Genomic DNA, 17,306 nt, shown 5'->3' on the forward strand with positions numbered 1-17,306 from the left:
GAATTTCGAATGTTATAATATCACATCCCATCCCCAGGTCACGATGGAATGATGCATTATGTTACACATTAAAAAGAGTACAATTTTCACCCTTTCTGCGATGGCATTCGCCGCCTCGCTATCGCTTCCCGCGCAGGCCAATGTCGTCGCTTCGGTCAAGCCTCTCGGCTTTATTGCTGCCGCCATCGCCGACGGCGTTACGCCTGTCGATGTTCTGCTGCCGGATGGCGCGTCGGAGCATGATTACGCGCTGCGTCCGTCTGACGTAAAACGTATAAAAAACGCGGACTTAGTGGTGTGGGTCGGCCCCGAGATGGAGGCTTTTATGACAAAGCCCGCGGCGGAATTACCCGCGGCTAAAAACCTTCAGATTGCTGATATGAAGGCGGTCAAGCCGCTACTGCTGAAGGGGGAAGATGATGACGATCGTCATAGCGAAGAGGCTGCTCACCCGGGAGATAGCGGCGATGAGGGCGCGGAACATCACCACCACCACGGCGAATTTAATATGCATCTGTGGTTGTCACCGCAAATATCCAGGCTAGCGGCGGTTGCAATCCATGGAAAATTATTGGAACTTATGCCCGGAAGCAAAGCAAAACTTGACGCGAATCTCCAGCAGTTCGAAAGCGAACTGGCGGTGACCGACAAGCACATTAGCGCGCAGCTCGCGCCGGTCAGCAATAAAGGGTATTTCGTTTTTCATGACGCTTACACCTATTTTGAAAAACACTACGGCCTCTCGCCCAGCGGGCATTTTACCGTAAACCCTGAAATTCAGCCGGGCGCACAGCGTCTACATCAAATACGAACACAGTTGGTTGAGCAGAAGGCCGTTTGCGTCTTTGCTGAGCCGCAATTCAGGCCAGCCGTCATCGATGCGGTTGCCCGGGGAACCAACGTGCGAAAAGGCACGCTGGATCCGCTGGGAACAAATATCAGCCTTAGTCAGGACAGCTACGTGAAGTTTCTTTCACAGCTGTCAGGCCAGTATGCGAGCTGCCTGAATGGAGCATGAGGAATAGGTAAAAGTGCAGCAGATAGCCCGCTCTGTCGCCCTCGCATTTAATAATTTGCCGCGCCCCCACCGCGTTATGCTGGGGTCTTTAACCGTCGTGACGCTGGCCGTCGCCGTGTGGCGGCCTTACGTTTACCATCCCACCGATGATGCGATGCCGATAGTCAAAAGCATCGAACTCGATAAAAATCAGCTGCGTACGCTGCTGCCTGAGGCCAGCGAACCCATCGATCAAACCACTTCCGAACCGGAAGAAGAACTGCCTGCCGATGACATCGACAGCGATGTGCCGGACGCGGCGGGAACGCATGAATACACCATCTCGTCCGGCGATACGCTGAGCAGCGCCCTGAATCAGTACGGCATTGAGCTAGGCGATATTAATGCGCTGGTTAACAGCGATAAAGCGCTGCGCAATCTTCAGGTCGGCCAGCAACTGAGCTGGACGCTGACCGACGACGGCAGCCTGCAGTCTCTCACCTGGGAGATAAACCGTCGTGAAACGCGCACCTACCAGCGCGGCAATAACGGCGCGTTCACCATGCACGCTGAGATGCAAAAAGGCGAATGGCAGAATCGCGTGCTGAAAGGTGACGTGCGCGGCAGTTTCGCCGCCAGCGCGCAGCGCGCCGGCCTGACCAGCAGCGAAGCGAGCGCGGTGATCAAAGCGATGCAGTGGCAGATGGATTTCCGCAAGCTGCGCGCCGGTGACCAGTTCAGCGTGCTGATGTCACGTGAAATGCTCGATGGCAAAAGCGCACAGAGCCAGCTGCTTGGCGTACGCCTGCGCTCCGGCGGCAAAGATTACTACGCGTTCCGCGCCGAAGACGGCAAGTTCTACGATCGCAACGGGTCGGGCCTCGCGCGCGGCTTTATGCGCTTTCCGACCGTGAAGCAGTATCGCGTCTCCTCCAATTTCAATCCGCGTCGTCTGAACCCGGTAACGGGCCGTATCGCACCGCATAAAGGCGTCGATTTTGCGCTGCCGGTTGGCACGCCCGTGCTGGCGGTTGGCGACGGTGAAGTGGTGATAGCGAAAAACGGCGGCGCGGCGGGCAACTATGTGGCGATTCGTCACGGCCGCCAGTATATGACGCGCTATATGCACCTGAAGAAAGTGCTGGTGAAGCCGGGCGAGAAAGTGAAGCGCGGTGACCGCATCGCGCTGTCGGGCAATACCGGCCGCTCCACCGGTCCGCATCTGCACTTTGAAATCTGGATTAACAACCAGGCGGTCAACCCTCTGACCGCGAAGCTGCCGCGCATGGAAGGATTGACCGGCAAAGATCGCAGCGACTATCTGGCGCAGGTGAGAACCAACCTGCCGCTGCTGCGCTTCGAGTAGTTCGCGCACCACGCCACGAAACCGACGCTTACCGCGTCGGTTTTTTTTCACCCTGCGCCAGGGATTGCAAAATTACCTGTCGCCACTATCATTAGCGCGTCATTGATTGAGGCGAGTGCATGGAAACCCCGAAAAAAAAGAATATTGAATTTATTCCCGTTTTTGAACGTTCGTTCCTGAAACCGAAATACTGGGGCAGCTGGCTGGCGATCGGCGCGCTGGCGGGCATGGCGCTGCTGCCGGCGAAAGTGCGCGATCCGCTGCTCGGCGGGCTGGGAAGAATGGCGGGAAAGCTGGCTAAAGGCGCTCGCCGCCGTGCGCTAATCAATCTTTACTACTGCCTGCCGGAGCTGAGCGAAGCGCAGCGCGGCGAAATCGTCGATGAGATGTTCGCCACTGCGCCGCAGGCGATGGCGATGATGGCGGAACTGGGCATGCGCGATCCGGCACGCGTACGCCAGCGCGTCGACTGGCACGGTCGCGAGATTATCGATCGGCTGCAGGCGGAGAAGCAGAACGTTATTTTTCTTGTGCCCCATGGCTGGGCGGTAGATATCCCCGCGATGCTGCTCGCCTCGGAAGGGCAAATGATGGCGGCGATGTTTCATAACCAGAGCGATCCGCTGCTCGACTACGTCTGGAACAGCGTGCGTCGTCGCTTCGGCGGCCGTATGCACGCTCGCAACGACGGCATCAAACCCTTTATCAGCTCCGTGCGCCAGGGCTACTGGGGCTACTATCTGCCCGATCAGGATCACGGTGCTGAGCACAGCGAGTTTGTCGATTTCTTCGCCACCTACAAGGCAACGCTGCCGGCGCTTGGCCGCCTGATGAAGGTGTGCCGCGCGCGCGTGGTGCCGCTGTTTCCGGTCTACAACAGCGAGACGCACCGGCTGGAGATTTTCGTTCGCCCGCCAATGGACGATCTGCTGGACGCCGACGACAACCGGCTGGCACGGCGCATGAACGAAGAGGTAGAGGTGTTCGTGCGTCCCCATCCCGAGCAGTACACCTGGATTTTGAAGCTGCTGAAAACGCGCAAAGAGGGCGATATCGAGCCCTATAAGCGCAAGGAGCTTTATCCGCGTAAATAGCAAAAGGGCCGAAACTGCGGCCCTTTTTACCGATCCTGTGCTGGCGCTGGGACGGTATGGCCCGCGCAAATATGCACCTCATCCCTGAGGCGTTTTGTCCCTGTCGCGGGACGCTTTGCTCTTCGTGCCATAGCGCCCCCCGCATTCCAGCTTCCGCAGCAGCTCGTGAGTAACACCTTGAGGCTCAGGATAACGCCGTCACCTGCGCACGGCGCTTGCGCTCGCGCAGGAACAGCGTCACCAGCACAAACCAGAGCACGCCGCTGACGAAATTGATCAGGCTAAACCAGGGGGTGCCGCCGCTAAAATAACCGCTTTTCGCCAGCTCGATGCCGATCGCCAGCGTCAGGATGCTGATCATCCCCAGCATCGCCGCGACGCTGCCTTTGCCCGCGTCGCTGGCGTAAAGCGTCAGGCGATAGAGCCCGGCGTTGACCATGCCCGCGCCGAAAGCGTAAAGGCTTAGCCCGGCGGTCAGAAAGAGATAGCTGTGGCTGTCCAGCAGATTCGCCAGCAGCGCAATGCCTAACCCCAAAAGAATCGGCCAGGCGGCGAACTTCACCGGCTGCTCGATAGGCACGCGTCCGGCCAGCTTGCCCAGGGTAATATTCCCGGCAATCATCGCCAGAAACACCGGCAGCTGCAGCAGCGCATAGTGCATGCGCGACAGCTGCTCCTCATGCATCAGAATCACCGGCGAGAGCGCCACCCAGGTCAGGATGGGAATAAATACCAGGCCGATAGCGAAAGAGCCCAGCATCACCATCCGGTCGCGCACCAGCTTGCAGTAGGTGCGCGCCAGCTGCGGCAGCGCGATGGAGTGACTGCGGTCGCCGGCGGTCTCGGGCATCACGCGCCACAAAATCACAAAGGCGAGGGCGCTGAGCAGGGCGAAGAGCCAGAACATACTGCGCCAGCTCGCCACCGTCAGCCAGGCGGCACCCGCCAGCGGACCTGCCAGCGGCGCCAGCAGCGCGACGTTGGCCATCAGCGCCATCACGCGCACCGCCAGCGCCTCGTCAAAGGCTTCCTGAATCGCGGCATAGCTGACCGCGCCGATAAAGCAGAGGCTGATGCCCTGAATAAAGCGCAGCGCGACAAATTCTTCGATTGAGCCAACCCAGGTGGTCAGCACGCAAGCCAGAATAAAAAAGAGAATGCCGCCCAGCATCACCGGACGGCGGCCAAATTTATCGGAGAGCGGGCCGAGCAGCCATTGCAGCACCACGCCGCCCAGCAGATAGGCGGTCAGCGACGTCGAGACCCACTCCGGGCCGACGCTGAACTCCTGCGTCACCAGCAGCATGCCGGGCTGGATCATATCGTGTGCGATATAGGTGGCGAATTCAAACAGCACCAGCGCCAGCGGAAACAGCAGCAGGCCTGCTGTCAGTTTGCTGACGGGTTGATAGCGGGGCATCCAGACTCCTTTTAAGAAAAATAAAACGCGACCGCCAGGCAGTCGCGTTTTTTGCAGCGTTACTACAGCGGGTGCGCAATCAGTCGACGCGCAGCACCCGGCTGGTATTGGTGGTGCCGGTCGCGCCCATCACGTCGCCCTGAGTAACGATAACCAGATCGCCCGAAACCAGGAAGCCTTTGTCGCGCAGCAGATTAATCGCATCGTGCGCCGCGACCACGCCGTCATTGTCGCTGTTGAAAAAGACCGGCGTTACGCCGCGATAGAGCGCGGTCAGATTCAGGGTGCGCTCATGACGGGACATAGCGAAAATCGGCAGGCCGGAGGTAATCCGCGACGTCATCAGCGGCGTACGGCCAGACTCGGTCATGGTAATAATCGCGGTGACGCCCTGCAGATGGTTAGCCGCATACATCGCCGACATGGCAATCGCCTCTTCGATATTGTCGAAGGTGACTTCCAGACGGTGTTTGGAGACGTTGACGCTCGGGATCTTCTCCGCGCCCAGGCAGACCTTCGCCATGGCGGAAACGGTTTCAGCCGGATACTGGCCGGCGGCCGTTTCCGCCGACAGCATTACGGCGTCGGTGCCGTCGAGTACGGCGTTGGCGACGTCCATCACCTCAGCGCGCGTCGGCATCGGATTGGTGATCATCGACTCCATCATCTGCGTGGCGGTAATGATGGTGCGGTTCAGCTGACGCGCGCGACGGATGAGCGCTTTCTGAATGCCAACCAGCTCAGGATCGCCAATTTCAACGCCCAGGTCGCCGCGCGCCACCATCACCACGTCAGAGGCGAGAATGATATCGTCCATCGCTTCCTGCGTGGCAACTGCCTCGGCGCGTTCGACTTTCGCCACCAGCTGCGCCTCGCAGCCCGCTTCGCGCGCCAGACGACGTGCGTAATTCATATCTTCGCCGCTGCGCGGGAAAGAAACCGCCAGATAATCGACGCCGATTTTCGCAGCGGTAATAATGTCCGCTTTGTCTTTCTCGGTCAGCGCTTCCGCCGACAGGCCGCCGCCGAGCTTGTTGATGCCTTTGTTATTGGAGAGCGGTCCGCCGACGGTAACCTCGGTGAACACCTTCATGCCCTGAACTTCCAGCACCTTTAGCTGCACGCGCCCATCATCAAGCAGCAGAATATCACCCGGCACCACATCTTCCGGCAGGCCTTTATAGTCGATGCCGACTTTCTCTTTATCGCCTTCGCCTTTGCTCAGGCTGGCGTCGAGCAGGAAGCGATCGCCGACGTTGAGGAATACTTTGCCCTCTTTAAAGGTCGACACGCGAATTTTCGGTCCCTGCAGGTCACCCAGAATCGCGACGTGACGACCCAGCTTCGCGGCGATTTCACGCACTTTGTTCGCGCGCAGCTGATGATCTTCTGGGGTGCCGTGAGAGAAGTTGAGTCGCACAACGTTTGCGCCTGCGGCGATGATCTTTTCCAGGTTGTTATCGCGGTCTGTTGCCGGGCCGAGGGTTGTAACGATCTTGGTTCTTCTGAGACGTCTTGACATGAAGGACTCCGTTGACAAATTTGCGTATCCCCTAAAGTGGACAGGGCGTGATCATTATTCTAACTGAAGCAGAGGCTGTGATACGACTCACATTGTGAATGTGATGTTAATTTTTTTGTTGGGCTGCGTTTTCCATGGCGAAAGGCTTGTCGAAACGCGACGCTTTCAAAACCTCTTTCACTCGCTTCAGGTTTTCACCAAACGCGGCGCCGCGCTCAAGAATAAAGCCGGTCGCCAGCACGTCGATAACGGTGAGTTGCGTCAGGCGGGAAACCATTGGCAGATAAACATCGGTATCTTCCGGGACGTCAAGCGTGAGCGCCAGCGTGGCGACCTCTGCCAGTGGCGAAGCGGGCGAGGTGATCGCGATCACTGTGGAACCGTTTACACCGGCGAGGCGAGCCAGTTCTACCATATTTTTCGTGCGGCCTGTATGTGAAATTAAAACAAACACGTCGTCCGCTCGACTATTTATACAACTCATGCGCTGGATCACAATATCCTCTGACCAGACGACAGGCAGATCGAAGCGCAAAAATTTATTAAAGGCGTCGTGGGCCACGACCGCCGAGGCGCCCAGGCCGAAGAACGCCACCTTCTGCGCGCGTAACAGCGCCGTTACCGCCTGCTGCACAACGGCGAGATCGAGCCGGTCGCGTACGCGCTGCAGTCCGGCCAGCGCCGAGTCGAAAATTTTATGGCTATAGCCACGAGTGTCGTCACCCTCATTGACGTTGTAACTGGCCCAGCTTTGCCCCTGCGCCAGGCTCTGCGCCAGCTGTAGCTTGAAGTCAGGGAAGCCGCGCATGCCGAGCCGATGGCAAAAGCGGTTAACGGTGGGTTCACTGACCTCAGCAGCGCGCGCCAGCCGGGCGATGCTGGAATGGATCGCCTCCTGCGGGGCGGCGAGGATGCGCGCGGCGACCTTGCGTTCCGATTTGCTGAGCGTCGCCAGCTGAGCCTCAATTTTTTCCAGGGTATTCATGGCCGTTATCGCTTTTATCGATGCCAGCAAGGGCTGGCTGAAAGGGCATAAGAGCGTGAATATACTCCGTTCGCTATGACTGCGCGCAAGTACGGATAAGATGGCGCGGAAAATTTTTGTCATAATTTGACCCGGATTCGATTTTGCCGCCTGTCGGCCCTCACGCTAGAGTGGGCTAAAGCGCACGCACTATCACATCGGCACACCTTATTCCGTTCAGAGTAAAGGCTGCGAACCCGCACGGAGTCGGTTTACCTGACCCCCTGAAATAAGTACATTGTGCTGAAAGAAAATTACAACATGGACCCGATGGATGAGGATGCAAACGCCCACGGGATCATCCTGCAACGAGGAGAGGAAAATGGCGGTAACACAAACAGCCCAGGCATGCGATCTGGTGATATTCGGTGCCAAAGGCGATCTTGCGCGCCGGAAACTGTTGCCTTCACTGTATCAGCTGGAAAAAGCGGGACAGATCCACGAGGAAACCCGCATCATCGGCGTGGGACGCGCCGACTGGGATAAAGCAGCCTATACCAAAGTCGTGCGTGAAGCGCTGGAAACCTTTATGAAGGAGAAGATTGACGAAGCGCTGTGGGATAAACTCAGCAACCGCCTCGACTTCTGCAATCTCGACGTTAACGACACCTCTCACTTCCCTAAACTCGGGAAAATGCTCGATCAGGCAAAACGCACCACCATCAACTATTTCGCGATGCCGCCCAGCACCTTCGGCGCCATCTGCAAAGGGCTGGGCGCGGCGAAGCTGAATGCGAAACCGGCGCGCGTGGTCATGGAGAAGCCGCTCGGCACCTCGCTGGAAACCTCAAAAGAGATCAATGACGCGGTAGGCGAATTCTTTGACGAGAGCCAGGTCTTCCGCATCGACCACTATCTCGGTAAAGAGACGGTCCTCAACCTGCTGGCGCTGCGCTTCGCCAACTCAATTTTCGTCAACAACTGGGACAACCGTACCATCGATCACGTGCAGATCACCGTGGCCGAAGAGGTGGGCATCGAAGGACGCTGGGGCTACTTCGACCAGGCTGGCCAGATGCGCGATATGATCCAGAACCATCTGCTGCAGATCCTGACCATGATCGCCATGTCGCCGCCGTCCGACCTGAGCGCCGATGCTATTCGCGACGAGAAAGTCAAAGTGCTGCGCTCGCTGCGCCGTATCGATCAGACCAACGTGCGTGAAAAAACGGTGCGCGGCCAGTACACGGCAGGCTTCGTGCAGGGTAAAAAAGTGCCGGGCTATCTCGAAGAAGAGGGCGCAAACAAGTCGAGCTCGACGGAAACCTTCGTGGCCATCCGCGTCGATATCGACAACTGGCGCTGGGCGGGCGTGCCGTTCTACCTGCGCACCGGCAAGCGTCTGCCGACCAAATGCTCTGAGGTGGTGGTCTACTTCAAAAATCCGGAGATGAACCTGTTCAAGGATTCCTACTCGGAACTGCCGCAGAACAAGCTCACTATTCGCCTGCAGCCGGACGAAGGCGTCGATATCGAGATTTTGAACAAAGTGCCGGGCCTCGATCACAAACACAAGCTGCAAACCACCAAGCTGGATCTGAGCTACTCCGAGACCTTTAACCAGTCGCATCTGGCTGACGCCTATGAGCGTCTGCTGCTGGAGACGATGCGCGGCATTCAGGCGCTGTTCGTGCGCCGCGACGAAGTGGAAGCGGCATGGACCTATGTCGACTCCATTATCGACGCCTGGGCCGCCGACGGCGACTCCTCCAAGCCTTACCAGGCGGGCACCTGGGGGCCGGTAGCCTCCGTGGCAATGATCACGCGAGACGGTCGTTCCTGGAACGAGTTCGAATAATCCTGAAAGTAGCCCGCCACGTGCGGGCTTTTTTGTGCCGGGTTTCAGGAAACTGAACCGCAGTTTCAAAAATAGCGCCGGGCGGATAGACGATGCGGAAGACGATCCTGTATGGTAGTGGCGCATTGATGGCGCGCCGCGCGGCTGACGCCGGTATGGATAAGCAAGGGGAACTGATGAAGAACTGGAAGACAAGTGCGGAAAAGATTCTGACCACTGGACCTGTGGTGCCGGTGATTGTGGTGAACAAGCTGGAGCATGCGGTGCCGATGGCGAAAGCGCTGGTGGCTGGCGGCGTTCGGGTGCTGGAAGTCACGCTGCGCACGCCGGTGGCGATGGAGGCGCTGCGCCTGATGATTAAAGAGGTGCCGGACGCTATTGTTGGCGCAGGTACGGTCATTAACACCCAGCAGTTGCAGGAAGTCACCGAAGCGGGCGCGCAGTTCGTTATCAGCCCTGGCATTACCGAGCCGCTGTTGAAGGCTGCGGTAGAAGGTCCGGTGCCGCTGATCCCCGGCATCAGCACCGTTTCCGAACTGATGACCGGTATGGATTACGGCCTGCGCGAATTTAAATTTTTCCCGGCGGAAGCCAACGGCGGCGTTAAGGCGCTGCAGGCGATTGGCGGTCCCTTCCCGCAGGTGCGCTTCTGTCCCACTGGCGGCATCTCGCCCGCCAACTATCGCGACTATCTGGCGTTGAAAAGCGTGCTCTGCATTGGCGGTTCCTGGCTGGTGCCGAACGACGCGCTGGAGACAGGCGACTGGGATCGCATTACGCGTCTGGCGCGCGAAGCGGTAGAGGGGGCGCAATAAGCATGATGCGGTGAGCAGGGCGCTCACCGCATCATGATCTACCCGCGGTTTTATTACTCTTCGACTTGTACCGCCGCGGCGCTGGCGATCGCCCGCGCAACGGCGTCATCGACGCTCTCGCCGCTGGCCAGCGCGACGCCAAGACGGCGCGAACCGGCGATTTCCGGCTTGCCAAACAGGCGCAGCTGCAGACCCGCGCCCAGTGCCGCTTCCACGTTGACAAACCGTACGTTCTGGCTGTGCAGCTGCGGCAGGATCACCGCTGACGCTGACGGGCCATACTGGCGCACACCGCCGATCGGCAGGCCAAGGAAGGCGCGCACGTGTAGAGCAAATTCCGAGAGATCCTGCGAAATCAGCGTCACCATGCCGGTGTCGTGCGGGCGCGGCGACACTTCGCTGAAGATAACGTCGTCGCCGCAGACAAACAGCTCAACGCCGAACAGGCCGTAGCCGCCCAGCGCTTTCACCACGTCGCCAGCAATCGCCTGCGCGCGCTGCAGCGCGACATCGCTCATCTGCTGTGGCTGCCAGGATTCGCGGTAGTCGCCATCCTCCTGTCGGTGGCCGATTGGCGCGCAGAAGTGAAGGCCGTCCACCGCGCTTACGGTCAACAGCGTAATTTCAAAATCGAATTTCACCACGCCTTCGACAATGACGCGGCCTGCGCCGGCGCGTCCGCCCTGCTGCGCGTACGCCCAGGCGCTGCTGAGCTGGCTGGCGTCGCGAATAAAGCTCTGGCCTTTGCCTGACGAACTCATCACCGGCTTGACGATGCAGGGAAAGCCGATCTCCGCCGCTGCTGCCTCAAAGCTCGCCTGGCTGTCGGCGAAGCGGTAGCGGGAGGTGGGCAGCGACAGCTCTTCCGCCGCGAGGCGGCGAATGCCTTCGCGGTTCATGGTCAGGCGCGCGGCGCGCGCGGTCGGCACCACGCGCTGACCCTGCTGCTCAAGCTCAAGCAGCTTATCCGTGGCGATCGCTTCGATTTCAGGCACTACATAATCGGGCTTTTCCTGCGCAATCAGCGCGGCCAGCGCCTCGCCGTCAAGCATGTTTACCACGTGGCTACGATGCGCCACATGCATCGCGGGCGCGTCGGCATAGCGGTCTACGGCAATCACTTCCACACCCAGTCGCTGGCACTCCAGTGCCACTTCTTTACCCAGCTCACCCGAGCCTAACAGCATGACACGCGTCGCAGCCGGACGCAGCGCAGTTCCAAGAGTCGTCATAATTTCACCTGTGAGTCAAAACGCGCGCGCAGTATAAACGAAAACGTTTGCGTTCTCATCCTCTGCGGCTTTGCCTCTCTTTTCGCACCTTGACGTTAACTGACGCCTGGTCGGGCAGAGTAGAGCCCTTATCGCTGAAAAAGGAGTGAATGATGAACAACCTGTTGCAACAGCTTCAGTCGCTGCTAGCGAAGAAAGGGCACAGCGGCGGCAACGGAGGTTTAAACGATATGCTGGCGCCGGGCGCGCTGGGCGGCCTGGCAGGCTTGCTCATCGCCAGCAAAAAGTCGCGCAAGCTGTTAACCGAGTATGGCGGCAAAGCGCTGATTATCGGCGGTGGCGCGGCGGCTGGCGCGGTGCTGTGGAACAAATATAAACAGCGCGTGCGCGAGACGCACCAGGCCGAACCTGGCTTCGGCGAGCTGCAGACGCCCGCCGATCAGCGTGCCGAGCGTCTGGTAACGGCGCTGGTGTTTGCCGCTAAAAGCGACGGGCATATCGACGATCGCGAGCGCGCCGCCATCGAGCGCAGCATCCATGAGGCGGGCTATGGTCAGGAGGCGGAAGCGCTGATCCAGAAAGCGATCAATCGGCCGCTGGATCCCGCCTGGCTGGCCGCCGACGTGAAAAACGAGGATGAAGCGCTGGAACTCTACTTCCTCAGCTGCGCCGCTATCGATGTGGATCATTTTATGGAACGCAGCTATCTCACGGCGCTCGGCGACGCGCTGAAGATCCCGCAGGATGTGCGCGACGGCATTGAAAACGACCTGCGTGAACAAAAAGCGCGCATTCCGGCAGAATAAACCCGCCGCGACCGCGCTTTGCGGTCGCAATAACAACGCGTTAGCGACAAAAATTTGGCTTCCCCGCCACCTGATGCCACCCTTAGAGGATATGAATAACAGGGAGAGAGAGCATGCAGGCCCCCATCGCAAAAAAAATTCCGCATGAAATGACCCTCCACGGCGAAACGCGCGTGGATGATTACTACTGGCTGCGCGACGACAGGCGCGAGAATGAAGAGGTGCTGGATTATCTGCGCGCCGAAAACAACTACGGCAAGCAGATCATGGCGACACAGCAGCCGCTGCAGAACCATATTTTAAAAGAGATCGTCGATCGCCTGCCGCCGCAGGATCATTCCGTTCCCTATGTGCACAATGGCTACCGCTATCAGAGCCGCTATGAGAGCGGTAACGAATATGCCGCCTACTACCGCCAGCCTGCCGAGTGCGCCGTGACCGATGAGTGGACACTGCTGCTGGACGCCAATCAGCGCGCCTCGCACAGCGAGTTTTACACCATGGGATCGCTCAACATCAGCCCTGATAACAAGGTGATGGCGCTGGCGGAAGATTTTCTCTCCCGGCGCCAGTACGGCATTCGCTTTCGCTGCCTGGAGAAGGGGAGCTGGTATCCGGAGGTGCTGAACAACGCCTCCTCCAGCTTCGCCTGGGCGAATGATTCACGCACGCTCTATTACGTGCGCAAGCATGAGCAAACGCTGCTGCCCTATCAGGTCTGGCGCCATGAGCTCGGCACGCCGCAGAGCGACGATCGGCTGGTGTATGAAGAGCAGGATGACACCTATCATCTCAGCGTGCATAAAACCACCTCCGAACACTTTATCTTGATCGCGCTATTCAGCACCAACAGCAGCGAGATCCAGCTCATCGACGCCGGCTTTCCCGACGCCGCGCCGCAGATCTTCCTGCCGCGCCGCAAGGATCATGAATACAGCCTGGATCACTATGAGCATCAGTTTTATATCCGCTCTAACCGCGAGGGGAAAAACTTCGGCCTCTACCGCACGCGCTGGCTGGACGAGTCGCGCTGGGAAACGCTGATCAAGCCGCGCGACCATGTGGTCATGGAGGACTTCCAGCTGTTTCGTGACTGGCTGGTGGTGGAGGAGCGGCAGCGCGGCCTGACCAGCCTGCGTCAGATCCACTGGCAGACCGGCGAGGTAACCGGCATCGCCTTCGACGATCCGACCTATGTGACCTGGCTGGCGTTCAACCCGTCGCCGGAAACCAGCAAACTGCGCTACGGCTACGGCTCGATGACCACGCCGACCACGCTGTTTGAACTCGATATGGATACCGGCGAGCGGCGCATTCTCAAGCAGAGCGCGGTGGGCAACTTTGACCCCGACAACTACAAAAGCGAGCACCACTGGCTCACGGCCCGCGACGGTACCGAAGTACCGGTGTCGCTGGTCTATCACCGCAAACACTATCAGCCGGGCAAAAATCCACTACTGGTTTACGGCTATGGCGCCTACGGCAGCAATATGGAGGCGGACTTCAGCGTCAGCCGGCTTAGCCTGCTCGATCGCGGTTTCGTCTATGCGCTGATCAACGTGCGCGGCGGCGGTGAACTGGGGCAGAGCTGGTATGACGGCGGCCGCCTGTTTAACAAAATGAACAGCTTCACCGATTTTATCGACGTTACCCAGGCGCTGGTAAAAAAGGGATTCGGCCAGCCTGGACAGCTCTATGCCATGGGCGGCAGCGCAGGCGGTCTGTTAATGGGCGGGGTGATTAATATGGCGCCGACGTTGTTTAACGGCGTGGTGGCGCAGGTGCCCTTTGTCGACGTGGTGACCACGATGCTGGATGAGTCAATTCCGCTTACTACCGGCGAATATGACGAATGGGGCAACCCAAACGACGCCGACTACTATGGCTATATTCGTCAGTACAGCCCCTACGACAATGTCGAGACCAGGGAGTACCCGCATATGCTGGTGACGACCGGGCTGCATGACTCGCAGGTGCAGTACTGGGAGCCGGCGAAGTGGGTGGCGAAACTGCGCGCGCTGAAGACCGACAACCATTTGCTGATGCTCTGTACGGATATGGATGCCGGTCACGGCGGTAAGTCGGGGCGCTATAAATCCTATGAGGGCATCGCGCTGGAGCTGACGTTCCTGATTGCGCTGGCGCAGGGCAGCCTGCCGCCGCAGCGCGATTACTGATCGTCGCTCAGATATTTGCGCAGCGCCTGCCGCAGCGGCGGGCGCAGATCGCGCACGTTCTCCAGCACCCAGCGCAGATAGCGCGGATCTTTACGCGCAATGGCGGCGACGCTCTGGCCGCGATATTTACCGAAGGGCAGCACGTCGCCCGTCACGCTGGCGGGCTGGCAGTGTTGCGCCATCTGCCCGGCATCCCAGCCGGAAATCTCCATTATGCGGATCAGCAGTGCGGCGGTGACGTAGCAGTCGTACAGCGCGCGGTGCGCGTGCAGATCGGCGGGCGGTGTCACCTCCAGCTTAAGGCTGTGGCGCAGCGCCTGGTTGCCGTACTTAATGCCTGGCCATAGCTTGCGCGCCAGCGTCATGGTGCAGATCCAGTCGCCATGCATCTCTGGCAGCATGCGGCGATCGAAGCTGGCATTATGGGCGACATAGAAAGGGCTGCCGTGATAGCGGCCAATCGCCTCTTCAATCGTGGGTTTGCCCACCACCATGGCTTCGGTAATGCGGTGTACGGCCATCGCCTGACGGCTAATAGGGCGGTCCGGCAAGATCAGGTCGCTCATCGGATTGACGATCTCTCCGTTGATGACGTCGACCGACGCCACCTCGACCACGCCGCCCTGGAGCCCGCAGGTTTCGGTATCAATTACGCGTAGCATGATTTATTTCAGTTTGGGTTCGTAGGGCAGGCGCGAGAAGTTCAGCGACGCCTGGCGATAGTGCATCAGGCGCTGACGAAACCAGTCGCGCAGCGCAGGGGGCTGCTCATATTCAACCATTTCGGCCACGACCGGCATGTTGTAGCGCTCTTTGAACGCCACGCCCGCTGCGGCCAGTTCAACGTTGACTTTATCTTTCTCTTCCTGAGAAAGCAGGGCGAGGTTTTGACTCATGGGGATCTCCTGAAGACAGGGGGCAAAAATAATGCTTATCCCGGCCTGAATCAAGGGCAAAGGATAGCATTGCTGGCCCTCGACACCTGAAAAGCCTCAGCGTATCCTTGCCCACATTTGCCGCTAGTACGATGGCTAAAAGGATGATCCCATGCAAAAAAGAACAATCTTGTCAGGCGTTGCCGCCTCGCTGTTGTTAGTGAGCCAGGCGGTGCTGGCGCATGCCCACCTCAAAGCATCTCAACCGGCCGCCAATGCCGCGCTCGATGCCTCGCCGCAGGCGCTGACGCTGAGCTTCACCGAGGACATTGAGCCCGCATTTAGCGGGGTAGTGCTGCTTGACGCCAGTCAAAAGCCTGTGGCCAGCGAGAAAGCGCAGCGGGATGCGCAGCAGCACAGCCGCCTGATCCTGCCGCTGAAAAAACCGCTGACGGCGGGCGACTATCAGGTTAACTGGCATGTGCTGTCGGTGGACGGACATAAGACCCAGGGCAGCTACCGCTTTAGCGTAAAATAAATCGTGACCTCGCTGTGGATCCTGCTGCGCGCGCTCCATTTTGCCGCCGTGATGCTGCTCGCGGGCAGTGCGTTTTATACCGTGCTGTTAGCGCCCGCGCGCTATCGCCATGCGCTCGGGCAGCGTCTTGGCGCCTTGATGCGCGGTAGCGTCTGGCTGGCGCTGGTCAGCGCACTGCTGATGCTGGCGACCCAGCTGGCGCTGATGAGTGGTGACTGGCGCAAACTGACCGACAGTGAGATCTGGCGCGCGGTGCTGAGCACGCGCTTCGGCACGGTGTGGCAGTGGGAAACAGGGCTGGCTGGCCTCACGCTGCTGGCGAGTCTGTTGAAAGACAGCGCGCGACAGCGGGCGTGGCTGATCGGCGCCTTGCTGCAGCTGGGTTGTATGGCGCTAATCGGCCATGCGGCGATGCGGGAAGGGATGACGGGCGCGCTGCAGCAGATAAACCATGCGCTGCACCTTGTTGGCGCGGCCTTCTGGGCGGGCGGTTTAGTGCCGCTGCTGATCCTGATGCGTGAGGCGCGGCAGATCGATCGCCGCAGCGATGCGATTCGCGCCATGATGCGCTTTTCACGCTACGGCCATCTGGCCGTTGCGGTAACATTATGCACCGGCGTAGTGAATGGGCTGCTGATCGCTGGCTGGCCTCGGCAGTGGCACGGCAGCCTGTATAGCGAACTGCTGGTGGCTAAGGCGGCGCTGGTGGCGTTTATGGTCGCTATCGCGCTGTGCAATCGTTACGTGCTGGTGCCGCGCTTTCGCCTGGCAGGCTCGGGCGCGCAACAAAAATTTATTCGCATGACGCAGCTTGAGCTGCTGCTGGCATGCGCAGTGGTTGGTCTGGTCAGCGTCTTTGCTACGCTGTCGCCAGCCTGAGTGTGACCCGTTTTGACTGAGTAAAAGGTAGGCTATTTTGCTGAAAAAAGTGATCCCCGCAATGCTGTTGTTATCTCTCGGTGGCCAGGCGCTGGCGTCTGAAATTATCACCGTCAGCCGCTTCGAGGTAGGTAAGGCGGCGTGGCCCTTTAGCCGTGAAGAGGTGATGCTGAGCTGCGAGAAAGATGGTTCGCTGTTCGCCATCAACCCCAGCACGCTGATGCAGTATCCGCTTAACGATAAAGCGGAAGCGCGCGTAAAGGCCGGGCAGGTAAAAGCGCAGCCCATCTCCGTTATCCAGGCGGAAGATAAAGCGCACCCGGGCCAGATGATGAGCCTGCAGCCGATCATTGAGCGTACTCAGGCGCTGTGTGATAAATAATCCTGCCGAGGCGCGAGCGTTTTTCGCGCCTGATTTCGCTGATTCTGCCGTCAGGATCACAATCTGATCCTGCGGATCGCCTCTGTCCGGCCGTTCGCTGGCATTTCCGCAATCGTGGGCTAACCTTAAGTTGCAAGGCGTCATCGCCTGCATTAATGCCAACTTTTAGCGCACGGCTCTTAAAGAGCCATTTCCCTGGACCGAATACAGGAATCGTGTTCGGTCTTTTTTTGTTTGCTTTTTGGCACGCAGATTGGGCTGCCCTGTTGTGATTTTATTTAACCTTTCATTTTACGTTTCTGTTAAAGCTTATTTTTCACTCCTCGGCAAAATTTAAAAAGCCGATACATTATGTCCTGGATTAGTTAACCTGCTGATCGA

16 protein-coding genes are annotated in these 17,306 nt (G+C 58.9%); 10 read left to right on the forward strand and 6 right to left on the reverse strand.

Annotated elements, in window-relative coordinates; all coding sequences use genetic code 11:
- The first annotated feature begins 58 nt into the window (after positions 1-58).
- The 3 genes from znuA to lpxM all read left to right on the forward strand — a co-directional run bounded on the left by znuA (position 59) and on the right by lpxM (position 3,457).
- A complete protein-coding gene (gene znuA / locus ACR6A7_RS02310) occupies positions 59-1,018 on the forward strand; it encodes a zinc ABC transporter substrate-binding protein ZnuA (protein WP_434123145.1) in 960 nt (319 codons plus the stop codon).
- A gap of 13 nt (positions 1,019-1,031) precedes the next feature.
- Positions 1,032-2,363, forward strand: coding sequence for a murein DD-endopeptidase MepM (gene mepM / locus ACR6A7_RS02315; protein ID WP_434123146.1), 1,332 nt, complete (start codon positions 1,032-1,034; stop codon positions 2,361-2,363).
- Between the two features lie 119 nt (positions 2,364-2,482).
- Entirely contained in the window at positions 2,483-3,457 is a 975-nt protein-coding gene (gene lpxM / locus ACR6A7_RS02320) for a lauroyl-Kdo(2)-lipid IV(A) myristoyltransferase (RefSeq protein ID WP_434123147.1), read from the forward strand.
- A 184-nt stretch (positions 3,458-3,641) separates the two neighbouring features.
- On the opposite strand, the gene ACR6A7_RS02325 is transcribed toward lpxM, so the two are convergent.
- The 3 genes from ACR6A7_RS02325 to hexR form a co-directional block, all read right to left on the reverse strand.
- On the reverse strand, positions 3,642-4,877 hold the full coding sequence (locus tag ACR6A7_RS02325; protein WP_434123148.1) for an MFS transporter: 1,236 nt from the start codon (positions 4,875-4,877) through the stop codon (positions 3,642-3,644).
- Positions 4,878-4,956: 79 nt separating this feature from the next.
- Complete coding sequence (gene pyk / locus ACR6A7_RS02330) at positions 4,957-6,399, reverse strand: pyruvate kinase (RefSeq protein ID WP_033791280.1); 1,443 nt, start codon at positions 6,397-6,399, stop codon at positions 4,957-4,959.
- Between the two features lie 106 nt (positions 6,400-6,505).
- Positions 6,506-7,384 (reverse strand): transcriptional regulator HexR, encoded by an 879-nt coding sequence (gene hexR / locus ACR6A7_RS02335; protein WP_434123149.1) that lies wholly within the window; start codon positions 7,382-7,384, stop codon positions 6,506-6,508.
- A gap of 361 nt (positions 7,385-7,745) precedes the next feature.
- On the opposite strand from hexR, the gene zwf reads away from it, so the two are divergent.
- Together zwf and ACR6A7_RS02345 are read left to right on the forward strand one after the other, a co-directional pair.
- Positions 7,746-9,221 (forward strand): glucose-6-phosphate dehydrogenase, encoded by a 1,476-nt coding sequence (zwf, locus tag ACR6A7_RS02340; protein ID WP_434123151.1) that lies wholly within the window; start codon positions 7,746-7,748, stop codon positions 9,219-9,221.
- A gap of 176 nt (positions 9,222-9,397) precedes the next feature.
- A complete protein-coding gene (locus ACR6A7_RS02345; protein WP_434123330.1) occupies positions 9,398-10,036 on the forward strand; it encodes a bifunctional 4-hydroxy-2-oxoglutarate aldolase/2-dehydro-3-deoxy-phosphogluconate aldolase in 639 nt (212 codons plus the stop codon).
- A 53-nt stretch (positions 10,037-10,089) separates the two neighbouring features.
- On the opposite strand, the gene purT is transcribed toward ACR6A7_RS02345, so the two are convergent.
- The gene (gene purT, locus ACR6A7_RS02350; protein WP_434123152.1) at positions 10,090-11,268 is read right to left on the reverse strand and encodes a formate-dependent phosphoribosylglycinamide formyltransferase; all 1,179 of its coding nucleotides are present in this window, start codon (positions 11,266-11,268) and stop codon (positions 10,090-10,092) included.
- 152 nt (positions 11,269-11,420) lie between these two features.
- Between purT and ACR6A7_RS02355 the strand changes: the two genes are divergently transcribed.
- Entirely contained in the window at positions 11,421-12,074 is a 654-nt protein-coding gene (locus ACR6A7_RS02355) for a tellurite resistance TerB family protein (RefSeq protein ID WP_434123153.1), read from the forward strand.
- A 113-nt stretch (positions 12,075-12,187) separates the two neighbouring features.
- The gene (locus ACR6A7_RS02360; RefSeq protein ID WP_434123154.1) at positions 12,188-14,251 is read left to right on the forward strand and encodes a prolyl oligopeptidase family serine peptidase; all 2,064 of its coding nucleotides are present in this window, start codon (positions 12,188-12,190) and stop codon (positions 14,249-14,251) included.
- Here ACR6A7_RS02360 and exoX read toward each other — a convergent pair.
- A complete protein-coding gene (gene exoX, locus ACR6A7_RS02365) occupies positions 14,245-14,913 on the reverse strand; it encodes an exodeoxyribonuclease X (RefSeq protein ID WP_434123155.1) in 669 nt (222 codons plus the stop codon). The genes ACR6A7_RS02360 and exoX overlap by 7 nt on opposite strands.
- 3 nt (positions 14,914-14,916) lie before the next feature.
- Positions 14,917-15,147: a DNA polymerase III subunit theta gene (locus tag ACR6A7_RS02370; RefSeq protein ID WP_033791267.1), complete on the reverse strand. Its 231-nt coding sequence runs from the start codon at positions 15,145-15,147 to the stop codon at positions 14,917-14,919.
- 151 nt (positions 15,148-15,298) lie between these two features.
- Between ACR6A7_RS02370 and copC the strand changes: the two genes are divergently transcribed.
- Genes copC through ACR6A7_RS02385 form a run of 3 tightly spaced genes read left to right on the forward strand, consistent with a single transcriptional unit; the run spans position 15,299 to position 16,925 of the window.
- A complete protein-coding gene (gene copC, locus ACR6A7_RS02375; RefSeq protein WP_434123157.1) occupies positions 15,299-15,664 on the forward strand; it encodes a copper homeostasis periplasmic binding protein CopC in 366 nt (121 codons plus the stop codon).
- 3 nt (positions 15,665-15,667) lie between these two features.
- Complete coding sequence (copD, locus tag ACR6A7_RS02380; RefSeq protein ID WP_434123158.1) at positions 15,668-16,543, forward strand: copper homeostasis membrane protein CopD; 876 nt, start codon at positions 15,668-15,670, stop codon at positions 16,541-16,543.
- 34 nt (positions 16,544-16,577) lie between these two features.
- On the forward strand, positions 16,578-16,925 hold the full coding sequence (locus tag ACR6A7_RS02385; protein WP_434123331.1) for a YebY family protein: 348 nt from the start codon (positions 16,578-16,580) through the stop codon (positions 16,923-16,925).
- Positions 16,926-17,306: the final 381 nt, after the last annotated feature.

Source organism: Pantoea phyllosphaerae, assembly GCF_051025595.1.
Lineage (GTDB): Bacteria > Pseudomonadota > Gammaproteobacteria > Enterobacterales > Enterobacteriaceae > Pantoea.